The 13,034-nt window shown below is 53.9% G+C and carries 10 protein-coding genes; 7 read left to right on the top strand and 3 right to left on the bottom strand.

What is annotated here, in order from left to right; all coding sequences use genetic code 11:
- Positions 1 to 223 precede the first annotated feature (223 nt).
- Together pyrG and eno are read left to right on the top strand one after the other, a co-directional pair.
- The gene (gene pyrG, locus ACOTZF_RS08985; protein WP_013098516.1) at positions 224 to 1,861 is read left to right on the top strand and encodes a glutamine hydrolyzing CTP synthase; all 1,638 of its coding nucleotides are present in this window, start codon (positions 224 to 226) and stop codon (positions 1,859 to 1,861) included.
- A gap of 81 nt (positions 1,862 to 1,942) precedes the next feature.
- Positions 1,943 to 3,241 carry a phosphopyruvate hydratase gene (gene eno / locus ACOTZF_RS08980; protein ID WP_013098515.1) on the top strand — a complete coding sequence of 433 codons (1,299 nt, stop codon included), beginning with the start codon at positions 1,943 to 1,945 and terminating at the stop codon, positions 3,239 to 3,241.
- A gap of 53 nt (positions 3,242 to 3,294) precedes the next feature.
- Here the strand turns inward: eno and ACOTZF_RS08975 are convergent, their stop codons facing one another.
- On the bottom strand, positions 3,295 to 4,404 hold the full coding sequence (locus tag ACOTZF_RS08975; protein WP_129253307.1) for an SDR family oxidoreductase: 1,110 nt from the start codon (positions 4,402 to 4,404) through the stop codon (positions 3,295 to 3,297).
- Positions 4,405 to 4,760: 356 nt separating this feature from the next.
- On the bottom strand, positions 4,761 to 5,585 hold the full coding sequence (locus ACOTZF_RS08970) for a MurR/RpiR family transcriptional regulator (RefSeq protein WP_029883910.1): 825 nt from the start codon (positions 5,583 to 5,585) through the stop codon (positions 4,761 to 4,763).
- Between the two features lie 166 nt (positions 5,586 to 5,751).
- Between ACOTZF_RS08970 and ACOTZF_RS08965 the strand changes: the two genes are divergently transcribed.
- Genes ACOTZF_RS08965 through queE form a run of 3 tightly spaced genes read left to right on the top strand, consistent with a single transcriptional unit; the run spans position 5,752 to position 8,744 of the window.
- Positions 5,752 to 7,311 carry a maltose/glucose-specific PTS transporter subunit IIC gene (locus ACOTZF_RS08965; RefSeq protein WP_114519368.1) on the top strand — a complete coding sequence of 520 codons (1,560 nt, stop codon included), beginning with the start codon at positions 5,752 to 5,754 and terminating at the stop codon, positions 7,309 to 7,311.
- Positions 7,311 to 8,018 (top strand): N-acetylmannosamine-6-phosphate 2-epimerase, encoded by a 708-nt coding sequence (locus ACOTZF_RS08960; RefSeq protein WP_047351678.1) that lies wholly within the window; start codon positions 7,311 to 7,313, stop codon positions 8,016 to 8,018. The genes ACOTZF_RS08965 and ACOTZF_RS08960 overlap by 1 nt, the downstream gene beginning before the upstream one ends.
- A 54-nt stretch (positions 8,019 to 8,072) precedes the next feature.
- Positions 8,073 to 8,744 carry a 7-carboxy-7-deazaguanine synthase QueE gene (gene queE, locus ACOTZF_RS08955; protein ID WP_013098510.1) on the top strand — a complete coding sequence of 224 codons (672 nt, stop codon included), beginning with the start codon at positions 8,073 to 8,075 and terminating at the stop codon, positions 8,742 to 8,744.
- An 88-nt stretch (positions 8,745 to 8,832) separates the two neighbouring features.
- On the opposite strand, the gene queD is transcribed toward queE, so the two are convergent.
- Positions 8,833 to 9,195, bottom strand: coding sequence for a 6-carboxytetrahydropterin synthase QueD (gene queD / locus ACOTZF_RS08950; RefSeq protein WP_010434567.1), 363 nt, complete (start codon positions 9,193 to 9,195; stop codon positions 8,833 to 8,835).
- Between the two features lie 306 nt (positions 9,196 to 9,501).
- Here queD and cysJ point away from each other — a divergent pair, with 306 nt between their 5' ends.
- Positions 9,502 to 11,307 (top strand): NADPH-dependent assimilatory sulfite reductase flavoprotein subunit, encoded by a 1,806-nt coding sequence (gene cysJ / locus ACOTZF_RS08945; RefSeq protein WP_013098509.1) that lies wholly within the window; start codon positions 9,502 to 9,504, stop codon positions 11,305 to 11,307.
- Complete coding sequence (gene cysI / locus ACOTZF_RS08940) at positions 11,307 to 13,019, top strand: assimilatory sulfite reductase (NADPH) hemoprotein subunit (RefSeq protein ID WP_020689304.1); 1,713 nt, start codon at positions 11,307 to 11,309, stop codon at positions 13,017 to 13,019. Before cysJ ends, cysI begins: the two co-directional genes overlap by 1 nt.
- Positions 13,020 to 13,034: the final 15 nt, after the last annotated feature.

Genomic DNA, 13,034 nt, shown 5'->3' with positions numbered 1-13,034 from the left:
CGGAATTTTGCGATCAAGCGCAATTTGTGTGATTTTTTAAATGACAAGCGCTTGATTTGCGTCAAAAACATTTACCCAAAAGGGGCTATTTTCTCACTCCTTATGTTTGTCATGGCCTGGAATGGAGACGGAGAATGAAAGTTTGTGGCGCTCGCCGTGTTCGGGTATACTACTTTCCCGTCCTGGTTATTCCATCGTTTCACCCTAACTTCTCAGGTTCAGCATGACAACGAACTATATTTTTGTGACCGGCGGGGTCGTATCCTCTCTGGGTAAAGGCATTGCCGCAGCCTCCCTCGCAGCCATTCTTGAAGCCCGTGGCCTCAATGTGACCATGATGAAACTGGATCCGTACATCAACGTCGATCCTGGCACCATGAGCCCAATCCAACACGGGGAAGTGTTCGTTACTGAAGACGGCGCTGAAACCGATCTGGATCTTGGCCACTACGAGCGTTTCATTCGCACCAAAATGACCCGTCGTAATAACTTCACGACTGGTCGTATCTACTCCGACGTTCTGCGTAAAGAGCGCCGTGGTGATTATCTGGGTGCAACCGTTCAGGTTATCCCGCACATCACTAACGCTATCAAAGAACGCATCATTGCGGGTGGCGAAGGCCACGACGTGGTGCTGGTTGAAATCGGCGGTACCGTGGGGGATATCGAATCCCTGCCGTTCCTGGAAGCGATTCGCCAGCTGGCGGTTGATATCGGTCGTGAACACGCGCTGTTCATGCACCTGACGCTGGTGCCTTACATGGCAGCCGCAGGTGAAGTGAAAACCAAACCGACTCAGCACTCCGTGAAAGAGCTGCTCTCCATCGGTATTCAGCCTGACATTCTGGTTTGCCGCTCCGATCGCGCGGTTCCGGCGAACGAACGTGCGAAAATTGCATTGTTCTGTAACGTGCCTGAAAAAGCCGTTATTTCAATGAAAGATGTCGATTCCATTTATAAAATCCCGGGCCTGTTGAAATCACAGGGCCTGGACGATTATATTTGTAAACGATTCAGCTTGAACTGTCCGGAAGCTAACCTGTCTGAATGGGAACAGGTTATTTATGAAGAAGCCAATCCGGCTGGTGAAGTGACTATCGGTATGGTCGGCAAGTACATCGAACTGCCGGATGCCTATAAGTCCGTTATCGAAGCGCTGAAACACGGTGGTCTGAAGAACCGCGTCTCCGTGAACATCAAGCTGATTGATTCGCAGGATGTTGAAACACGTGGCGTCGAAATTCTGAAAGATCTGGATGCGATTCTCATCCCTGGCGGCTTCGGCTACCGTGGTGTAGAAGGCAAGATCGCCACTGCACGCTATGCGCGTGAAAACAATATTCCATACCTCGGCATCTGCCTGGGTATGCAGGTTGCGCTGATCGAATTTGCGCGCAACGTAGCGGGAATGGAAAACGCGAACTCTACGGAATTTGTGCCAGACTGTAAGTACCCTGTAGTGGCGCTTATCACTGAATGGCGCGACGAAGACGGTAACGTCGAAGTCCGTACCGAGAAGAGCGATCTGGGTGGCACTATGCGTCTTGGCGCACAGGCCTGCCAGCTGTCTGACGATAGCGTGGTTCGTAAGCTGTATGGCGAACCGGTCATCACCGAGCGTCATCGTCACCGCTATGAAGTCAACAACATGTTGTTGAAACAAATTGAAGCTGCGGGTCTGCGTGTTGCGGGCCGCTCCGGGGATGATCAGTTAGTCGAGATCATCGAAGTGCCAAACCACCCGTGGTTTGTCGCCTGCCAATTCCACCCGGAATTTACTTCAACGCCACGTGACGGGCATCCGCTGTTTGCAGGTTTCGTGAAAGCCGCCAGCGAGTATCAGAAGCGTCAGGCGAAGTAAAAAAGTTAGAACGGCAACGCGTACCTCCGGTACGCGTTGTTTGTCTGGAGTTTTAGTTTAACTTGTACTGAGGAAAATCTAATGTCCAAAATCGTTAAAGTCATCGGTCGTGAAATCATCGACTCCCGTGGTAACCCGACCGTTGAAGCCGAAGTTCATCTGGAAGGTGGTTTCGTCGGTATGGCAGCTGCTCCATCAGGTGCTTCTACTGGTTCCCGCGAAGCGCTGGAACTGCGCGATGGCGACAAATCCCGTTTCATGGGCAAAGGCGTACTGAAAGCTGTTGGCGCTGTAAACGGTCCTATTGCTCAGGCAATCATTGGCAAAGACGCTAAAGACCAGGCTGGCATCGACAAGATCATGATCGATCTGGACGGTACTGAAAACAAATCTAACTTCGGTGCGAATGCAATCCTGGCGGTTTCCCTGGCGAACGCCAAAGCCGCTGCGGCAGCGAAAGGTATGCCACTGTTCGAGCACATCGCTGAACTGAACGGCACCCCAGGCAAATACTCCATGCCTGTACCAATGATGAACATCATCAACGGTGGTGAGCACGCAGACAACAACGTTGATATTCAGGAATTCATGATTCAGCCAGTTGGCGCGAAAACCCTGAAAGAAGCAGTACGTATGGGTTCTGAAGTGTTCCACAACCTGGCTAAAGTTCTGAAAGCAAAAGGTATGAACACGGCTGTGGGTGACGAAGGTGGCTACGCGCCAAACCTGGGTTCTAACGCAGAAGCACTGGCTGTTATCGCTGAAGCAGTAAAAGCCGCTGGCTATGAGCTGGGCAAAGACATTACTCTGGCGATGGACTGCGCAGCATCTGAATTCTACAAAGACGGTAAATACGTTCTGGCTGGCGAAGGCAACAAAGCGTTCACCTCTGAAGAGTTCACTCACTTCCTGGAAGACCTGACCAAACAGTACCCAATCGTTTCTATCGAAGACGGTCTGGACGAGTCTGACTGGGATGGTTTCGCATACCAGACTAAAGTACTGGGCGACAAAATCCAGCTGGTTGGTGACGATCTGTTCGTAACCAACACCAAGATCCTGAAAGAAGGCATCGAGAAAGGCATCGTTAACTCCATCCTGATCAAATTCAACCAGATCGGTTCTCTGACCGAAACTCTGGCAGCGATCAAAATGGCGAAAGACGCTGGCTACACCGCTGTTATCTCTCACCGTTCTGGCGAAACTGAAGACGCTACCATCGCTGACCTGGCTGTTGGTACCGCTGCAGGCCAGATCAAAACCGGTTCTATGAGCCGTTCTGACCGTGTTGCTAAATACAACCAGCTGATTCGTATCGAAGAAGCTCTGGGCGAAAAAGCACCATACAACGGTCGTAAAGAGATCAAAGGCCAGGCATAATTGCTTAAGCCTTAAAATGAAAATGCCAGTCGAAAGACTGGCATTTTTTTTGGTTATTTGAAATCAACCGCCATTTGCTCCGGGATGCTCAACCCCCGGGTAGTTTGTACGCAGCGGGCAATATAGTCCGTAAAACGCGGCGGTTTAGGCATGCCCATACTGAGCAGCTTGTCGTTGCTAAAACGTACGTTCAGCGTGGCAAAGGCCCCGTATAAGCGCATTGCTCTCAGCATCAGCCGTTCGTTGCAGGGGCCAAAAATATCCTTCAGCTCACGGCGCATTCTGACCAGCGTTTCGTAACTTACCTGGGCATACTTATCACCGACCGGGGCTTTCTCCAGCGCCTGTGCCATCGCATTATCAATATCCGCAAAGCGCACGCTGTTCTCTTCTCCGGCAGAAATATGTACCACTTCTCCCGGCTGCGCAGTGCTGTTAAGCAGCATCAGCAGCGCATCGGCGCAGTAATCCACCGGGACGACATCTATTTTGTCTTCCATTGAGCACATGAATTTTTGCAGCATTAGCCCCATGCTGAAGACCCAGAAAATACTGCTCGACGGCGTACAGCCATGACGGGTATGGCCGACCACGATGGACGGACGGGCGATGAGCAGCGGCAGGTTGGGACAGTGCTGGCGCATCAGTTGTTCAATGGTGGATTTCGAATATGTGTATTCCACCAGATGCTCGGCGTTCTCTCTGAACTCCGCGCTTTCGGCGACCAGCGAATCCTGCTCTGGCGTGCATGACATGGCTGTTCCCACATGCAGAAAGCGCTGTAAACCGGCAACCTGGTTCATGCGTCTGGCGAGCGCCAGCGTCCCCTCCACATTCACTTTCCAGATCAGCGGATTGTTACCAAATGACGCGACGGCCGCGCAGTTAAGAACATGCGTCACCTGTTCCAGACGCGGGTCGTTCAGGAATTCCTCCGGCTGGCTGAGATCGCCGATAAGGATATTCTCCTCGCTCAACGCGGCCAGCGTCTCCTCTGAAACCTTGAATTTACGCATGTTGTCCCGCACGCGTTCCAGCCCCTGTCGCGGGTCACTGGCGCGCGCAAGCAGCAGTAATTTTACTGAACTATTGCTGGTCAGTATTTTTTCAAGTACTGCACCGCCCAGAAAACCAGTCACGCCTGTAATAAATAACATATTAATCTATACCGTCTCATAATGATTGATGAGGCGGATTGTAGGCAGGGAAAAGTAAACGGCATTTAAATAGAAAAATGGCAAAGCTGACGGCGTCTTAAGCTTATTTTAAGGTAAGGAATTCAGGTGGAAATATTGGACACTAGCGGAGTGAGAAAAATTCAATTTATAAATTAAATAATTTTAACTTGCTGATTTTGTTCTGTTATCTGTGCGGTTTTATTGCTTTTAACACTCATTGAATATGTAATAAATAAAATAATTTGTTACACCATTATGCCGCGCACGAAATAACCGTATCAGCACTTAAATGGAATCGACATCACGCCATGCAGGCTATTTTATTTAGCCTGCAAAGGGTTTTAGAGTAATAAAGGCAGCGTTGCACTCGCGGTTTGCTGGCTAACCTCACCGTAATGGCCATCAATCGCAATCAGGGAAGTTGTAAGTAACTCAACCAGTAACATTACGCCCACTTTAGCATTGAGCGCGCCTGCGCTGAGTGGTCCTTCCGGTTTTGCGGCGACCAGCTGCATATCGCTAAGCGAAGCCAGCGGGCTGCGGGGCGTATTGCTAAGGGATAACACCTTAACGCCGCGTTTGCGTGCAAGTTTTACGACGTGGAGCAAATCCCGCGTTGAACCGGAACTGGAAATGGCCACCACCAGCGTCCCTTCTGAAAGCGTTGCTGCATTCATGGCCGCACGATGCATATCGCTAAAAAGCTGTGCAGGTTTGCCGAGTCGCAACAGTTTGTAATGTAAATACTCACCGAGGATCGCGCTGGCGGCCACCCCATATATTTGTACGGCTTGCGCCTGATGCAGCGCCTGAGCGGCCTTTTCCAGCAGTGCTCTGTCGAGCAGTCTGGCGGTATCCTGCAGCGCCTGAACAGACTCATCGACGACGTTATCAATTTCGTCCCCGGCCACGCGTGCGGGCTGACCCTGCTGAATATCCAGCGCCAGTGCCATCTTGAATTCGTTATAGCCTTTGCAGCCGAGCGTCCGGCAAAGACGCGTCACGCTGGCTTCACTGGTGTGGCTCTCCCGTGCCAGTTCGGTGATCGTCAGGTAGAGCACCCGGGCCGGATCGTTGAGAACAAACTCTCCCAGTTTTTTTTGCGTGGGGCTGTACCCGGAAGCCTCCTGGCGCAGCTTCAGCAGCAGGTTTTCATGGTCTGACATGCTAGATCCTTAATGCGTTTCTCTGCGTCCTAGTGTGGCGGAAAGCGGGGCAGGGATGCCAGTCATTTCGAAAAAGTATGATCGTCCTCCTGGTTTTTGATGGTAATTTTCACTATTAAATATAATTGTGGTAAAAATTTTCATCGTTAACTAAGGGGATGAAAAAATGATGCAAATGTTCAGTGGTGCTTCGTCCGGCGGATGGTTTGAAAAAGCGCAGCGCTTTGGCAAATCCTTTATGTTGCCCATTGCCGTACTGCCTGCGGCGGGTCTGCTGCTGGGGATAGGCGGCGCGTTATCGAATCCCAATACGCTTACGGCATATCCGTTTTTAGATGTGGACTGGTTACAGGCTATTTTCACCATCATGAGCAGCGCCGGTTCGATTGTGTTCGCGAATCTGTCGGTGCTGTTTGCCGTTGGGGTTGCCGTCGGGCTGGCAAAAAATGATAAAGGTACGGCAGGGCTGGCGGCGTTACTCGCGTTTCTGGTCATGAATGCCACCATTAACGCACTGCTGATCCTCACCGGAAAACTGGCGCACGAGAATCCCGGGGCGGTCGGGCAAGGCATGACGCTGGGGATCCAGACGCTGGAGACCGGCGTATTTGGTGGGGTGGTCATTGGTCTTGTGACCTGCGCGCTGCATCATCGGTTTAATAAGATCGCGCTGCCACAATTTCTGGGATTCTTTGGCGGGTCACGCTTTGTGCCGATTATCAGCTCACTGGCTGCGATCCTGGTCGGAGCCTTAATGACCGTAATCTGGCCACATTTCCAGAAGCTGATCTTTGGTCTGGGCGGGCTGGTGGATGCGACCGGTTATCTGGGAACACTGCTGTACGGCTTCATTTTGCGCATGCTGGGCCCGTTCGGTTTACACCACATCTTCTACCTTCCGTTCTGGACCACCGCGCTTGGCGGCAGCGAGATTGTCAACGGACAACTGGTTGAAGGTACGCAGCGGATCTTCTTCGCTCAGCTGGCCGATCCCACGACGCGCCAGTTTTATGAAGGAACGTCGCGCTTCATGTCCGGGCGCTTTATCACGATGATGTTTGGTTTGCTCGGGGCCTGCCTTGCGATGTACCACACGGCTAAACCGGAGAACAAAAAACGCGTCGCGGGGTTGTTGCTTTCAGCGGCATTAACCTCCTTCCTGACGGGGATCACCGAGCCCATCGAGTTCTCCTTCCTGTTTATCGCGCCGGTGCTGTACGTCATTCACGCATTTTTTGACGGGCTGGCGTTTATGCTCGCGCATATTTTACATATCACCATTGGGCAGACCTTCTCCGGCGGTTTTATCGACTTTGTGCTGTTCGGCATTTTGCAGGGGGAGGCCAAAACCCACTGGATGTTAGTGCCGCTGGTGGGCGTACCGTGGTTCTTCCTCTATTACTTCACGTTCCGCTATCTGATTAATCGCTTTGATTTTGCCACGCCGGGTCGGGAAAAGGAGGCGGTGGCCAATGACGTGACTTTAGTCCAGAGCGAACGCGCAAGTGCGGTGATCGCCGGACTGGGCGGAAAAGACAATCTGGAAGAGGTGGACTGCTGCGCCACGCGTCTTCGCGTCACGGTTAAAGACGGCAGCAAAGTGAATGACGCGGCGCTGAAAGCCACCGGTGCGCGCGGCGTGATTGTGCGCGGGAATGGCGTTCAGGTCATTTATGGTCCGCATGTCACGATTATCAAAAACGAAGTGGAAGAGATCTTATCGTAATGAAAACAGTACTGGATACCCTGAAGGGAAAACTGGTCGTCTCCTGTCAGGCGCTTGAGAACGAACCGTTGCATAGCCCGTTTATTATGTCGCGAATGGCGCTGGCGGCGCGTCAGGGAGGGGCTGCGGCCATCCGTGCCAACAGCGTGGCGGATATTGAGGCGATTAAAGAGCAGGTTACGCTGCCGGTTATTGGTATCATCAAGCGGGAGTACCCCGACAGCGAGGTGTTTATCACCGCGACGATGAAAGAGGTGGATGAACTGATGACCGTCTCCCCGGCGATCATTGCGCTTGATGCGACCGACAGGGCGCGGCCTGGCGGGGAATCTCTGGCAACGCTGGTTACGCGCATTCGTACCCGTTACCCCTCGGTGCTGCTTATGGCTGATATAGCCACTGTTGATGAGGCCGTCACGGCGCAGGCGCTGGGGTTTGATTGTGTCGGGACCACGCTTTACGGCTACACCGCGCAGACCGCCGGACACGCCTTACCCGATGATGACTGTCAGTTTCTGAAAGCGGTACTGGCAGCCGTCACGGTACCGGTGGTGGCCGAAGGTAACGTGGACACCCCGGAACGCGCCGCCAGATGTCTTGCGCTGGGGGCGCATATGGTGGTGGTGGGCGGGGCAATCACCCGCCCGCAGCAGATTACGGAACGCTTTATGGCGGCAATTGACGCGCAAAGCACCGATCGAGCATGACCATCTCACGGGGATCTGCGATACTTATCGTTTATCCCCTTAACTGAGATGACTATGCAGTACCCGATTAACGAGATGTTCCAGACCCTGCAAGGCGAGGGTTACTTTACCGGCGTTCCCGCAATTTTTATTCGTTTACAGGGATGCCCGGTTGGCTGTGCCTGGTGTGATACCAAACATACGTGGGATAAACTCGCAGATCGGGAAGTGTCGCTGTTTAGCGTTCTGGCGAAAACCAAAGAGAGCGATAAGTGGGGTGCTGGCAGCGCAGAAGATCTGCTGGCCATTATAGGCCGCCAGGGCTGGACGGCGCGCCATGTGGTCATTACCGGGGGCGAACCCTGCATTCACGATCTGACGCCGCTGACCGAACTGCTCGAAAAGAACGGTTACAGTTGCCAGATTGAAACCAGCGGCACGCATGAAGTGCGCTGCTCCCACACCACCTGGGTAACGGTATCGCCTAAAGTAAACATGCGCGGCGGCTACGACGTACTGTCTCAGGCGCTGGAACGTGCTGATGAGATTAAACACCCGGTAGGGCGAGTACGTGATATCGAAGCGCTGGATGAACTGCTGGCGACGCTGACGGATGAAAAACAGCGTGTGATTGCGCTGCAGCCTATCAGTCAGAAAGAAGACGCCACGCGCCTGTGCATTGAAACCTGTATCGCGCGTAACTGGCGCCTGTCGATGCAGACGCACAAATACCTGAATATTGCCTAAAAAAAAGCCCGGTGGCGCTAGCGCTTACCGGGCCTACGGTTCCAGGCTTTTGTTGGCCGGGTAAGGCGAAGCCGACCCCCGGCAAGCATCACTCGCCGCGATACACGCAGCCTGCCGTACAGGTCTCTTTGATCATCACTGCGCTCAGCAGCGGTACCAGCGGTTTCATCTGATCCCAAATCCATTTTGCCAGCACTTCGCTGGTCGGGTTTTCAAGGCCCGGGATATCGTTCAGGTAATAGTGATCCAGACGATCGTAAGTCGGCTTAAATGCCGCCTTCAGCTCAGCAAAGTCCATGATCCAACCGGTATGCGGATCAACTTCACCGGTGATCTCAAGACGCACCATAAACGAATGCCCGTGCAGACGGCCGCATTTATGTCCTTCAGGAACATGCGGAAGGTGGTGGGCGGCTTCGAAGGTGAAATCTTTAAACAGTGTGGTGGACATGATCGCTCTCAGTAATGCGGAAAAAACCGCCGCATAGTACCGGAAAGCACAATTTTTAGCATTAACTAAAACGGCCTTTACCTTCATTACAGCAAAAAAGCCGTCGCTTTGTGATTTATATCCTTATTTTACAGTCGGTTAGTTTATCGCTTTTACCGTTAAGAACGATAACTAAAACAGGTTAGTCCATTTGGTTATTTATTATTTCCATCCCTTCTTTAATTGTTATTATCCTCGCCGTTAACCTTATCTTCAGTTTGGATTTATTCGCTTAAAGTCCGCTTGGCTACTGGAACATAACGACGCATGACAACACAGGCCCCACCTTCAAATTTGCTTCCCCTGAACCCGGAGCAACTGGCGCGCCTTCAGGCTGCCACCTCTGATTTTTCTCCCACCCAGCTTGCCTGGGTCTCTGGCTATTTCTGGGGAATGCTCAACCAGCAGCCTGGCGCTGTGGCTGCGGCTCCGGCAACGGCGGTAGAAATTCCTGCCATTACGCTTATCTCCGCTTCGCAGACGGGCAATGCCCGCCGCGTGGCAGAAGCGCTGCGTGACGACCTGCTGGCCGCCAAACTGAACGTGAACCTGGTGAACGCCGGGGATTATAAATTCAAACAGATCGCGTCAGAAAAACTGCTGGTGGTTGTGGCCTCAACGCAGGGCGAGGGTGAACCCGCTGAAGAGGCGGTCGCGCTGCATAAATTCCTGTTCTCGAAAAAAGCGCCCAGACTTGATGGCACTGCGTTTGCCGTGTTCGGCCTGGGCGATACCTCTTATGAATTCTTCTGCCAGTCCGGCAAAGATTTTGACAGCAAGCTGGCGGAGCTGGGCGCAGAGCGCCTGCTGGACCGCGTTGATGCAGATGTGGAATACCAGGCTGCCGCTGCAGAGTGGCGTGCGCGCATTGTTGACGTGCTGAAAGCACGCGTACCGAAAGAGACACCAGCCCAGGCTGCGATCACCGCGACCGGCGTGGTCAACGACATTCACACCAGCCCGTACACCAAAGAGGCGCCGCTGTCGGCAAGCCTGTCGGTTAATCAAAAAATTACCGGCCGCGACTCTGAAAAAGATGTGCGCCATATCGAGATCGATCTGGGCGACTCGGGTCTGCGTTATCAGCCTGGCGATGCGCTGGGGGTCTGGTATCAAAACGATCCGGCGCTGGTCAAGGAACTGGTCGAACTGCTGTGGCTGAAAGGCGACGAGCCTGTCACCGTCGAAGGCAAAACGCAGCCGCTCTCTGAAGCGCTGCAGTGGCACTTCGAGCTGACGGTAAATACCGCCAATATCGTTGAAAACTATGCCACCTTAACGCGCAGCGAATCGCTGCTGCCGTTAGTCGGCGATAAGGCGAAGCTGCAGCATTACGCGGCGACCACACCGATTGTCGATATGGTGCGTTTCTCTCCGGCACAGCTGGATGCCGACGCGCTGATCGGCCTGCTGCGTCCGCTTACGCCGCGTCTGTACTCCATTGCCTCATCGCAGGCTGAAGTCGAGAGCGAAGTGCACATCACCGTGGGCGTGGTGCGGTACGACATCGAAGGCCGTGCCCGCGCGGGCGGTGCCTCCAGCTTCCTGGCCGATCGCGTGGAGGAAGAGGGCGAAGTGCGCGTCTTTATCGAGCACAACGACAACTTCCGTCTGCCGGCGAACCCGGAAACGCCGGTAATCATGATTGGCCCGGGTACCGGCATTGCGCCGTTCCGTGCCTTTATGCAGCAGCGTGCGGCGGACGAGGCACCGGGTAAAAACTGGCTGTTCTTCGGCAACCCGCACTTTACCGAAGATTTCCTCTATCAGGTTGAGTGGCAGCGCTACGTGAAAGAAGGGGTGCTGACCCGTATCGATCTGGCCTGGTCGCGCGATCAGAAAGAAAAAGTATACGTACAAGACAAACTGCGCGAACAGGGCGCAGAGCTGTGGCGCTGGATCAATGACGGTGCCCACATTTATGTCTGCGGTGACGCCAATCGCATGGCGAAAGACGTTGAGCAGGCACTGCTGGAAGTGATTGCCGAATTCGGTGGTATGGATGCCGAAGCGGCGGATGAATTTTTAAGTGAGCTGCGCGTTGAGCGCCGTTATCAGCGAGATGTCTACTAATGAGCGAAAAACATCCAGGACCCCTGGTGGTCGAAGGTAAACTGTCAGACGCCGAGCGCATGAAGCTGGAAAGCAACTATCTGCGCGGCACCATTGCTGAAGATCTGAATGACGGTCTCACCGGCGGTTTCAAAGGCGACAACTTCCTGCTGATCCGTTTCCACGGCATGTATCAACAGGACGACCGCGACATTCGCGCCGAGCGTGCTGAACAGAAGCTGGAGCCGCGTCACGCGATGCTGTTGCGCTGCCGTCTGCCGGGCGGAGTAATCACCACGACACAGTGGCAGGCGATAGATAAATTTGCCGGTGAAAACACCATTTACGGCAGCATTCGTCTGACCAACCGTCAGACCTTCCAGTTCCACGGCATTCTGAAGAAGAACGTGAAGCCGGTACACCAGATGCTGCACTCCGTCGGACTGGACGCGCTGGCGACGGCCAACGACATGAACCGTAACGTGCTCTGCACCTCGAACCCGTATGAGTCCGAGCTGCACGCTGAAGCCTATGAGTGGGCGAAGAAGATCTCCGAGCACCTGCTGCCGCGTACCCGCGCTTATGCGGAGATCTGGCTCGATCAGGAAAAAGTCGCGACCACCGATGAAGAACCGATCCTCGGTCAGACCTATCTGCCGCGTAAGTTCAAAACCACGGTGGTGATCCCGCCGCAGAACGACATCGATCTGCACGCCAACGACATGAACTTTGTGGCAATTGCCGAAAACGGCAAGCTGGTGGGCTTTAACCTGCTGGTGGGCGGCGGTCTGTCCATTGAACACGGTAACAAGAAAACCTATGCCCGCACCGCGAGCGAGTTCGGCTTCCTGCCGCTGGAGCACACGCTGGCCGTGGCGGAAGCGGTGGTCACCACCCAGCGCGACTGGGGTAACCGTACCGACCGTAAAAACGCGAAAACCAAATACACCCTGGAGCGCGTGGGCGTTGAGACGTTCAAAGAGGAAGTGGAGCGTCGCGCGGGGATCAAATTTGAGCCGATCCGCCCTTACGAATTCACCGGTCGCGGCGATCGCATCGGCTGGGTAAAAGGCATCGACAATAAATGGCACCTGACGCTGTTTATCGAAAACGGCCGTATTCTGGATTACCCGGGCCGTCCGCTGAAAACCGGCCTGCTGGAAATCGCGAAGATCCACAAAGGTGAGTTCCGCATTACCGCCAACCAGAACCTGATTATTGCTGGTGTGCCGGAAAGTGAAAAGGCGAAAATTGAGGCGCTGGCGCGTGACCATGGGTTGATGAATGCGGTCAAACCGCAGCGCGAAAACTCGATGGCCTGCGTGTCGTTCCCGACCTGTCCGCTGGCGATGGCGGAAGCGGAACGTTTCCTGCCGTCATTTACGGACAAAGTGGAAGCGATTCTGGAAAAACACGGTATTCCGGACGAGCATATTGTTATGCGCGTTACCGGCTGTCCGAACGGTTGTGGCCGCGCGATGCTGGCCGAGCTTGGGCTGGTGGGGAAAGCGCCGGGTCGCTATAACCTGCACCTGGGCGGTAACCGCATCGGCACGCGTATTCCGCGTATGTTCCGCGAGAATATCACTGAGCCAGAAATTCTCGATTCTATCGACGAGCTTGTCGGGCGCTGGGCGAAAGAGCGCGAAGCGGGTGAAGGCTTCGGCGACTTTACGGTGCGTGCGGGCATTATTCGCCCGGTGCTCGATCCCGCAAGGGATTTCTGGGAGTAACCACGAGAGGTAATT

The sequence above is a fragment of the Enterobacter cloacae complex sp. SHL021 genome, from assembly GCF_049237765.1.
Classification (GTDB): domain Bacteria; phylum Pseudomonadota; class Gammaproteobacteria; order Enterobacterales; family Enterobacteriaceae; genus Enterobacter; species Enterobacter cloacae.
The sequence above is the reverse complement of the archived record's forward strand: the minus strand, read 5'-3'. Positions and strand labels throughout refer to the sequence as shown.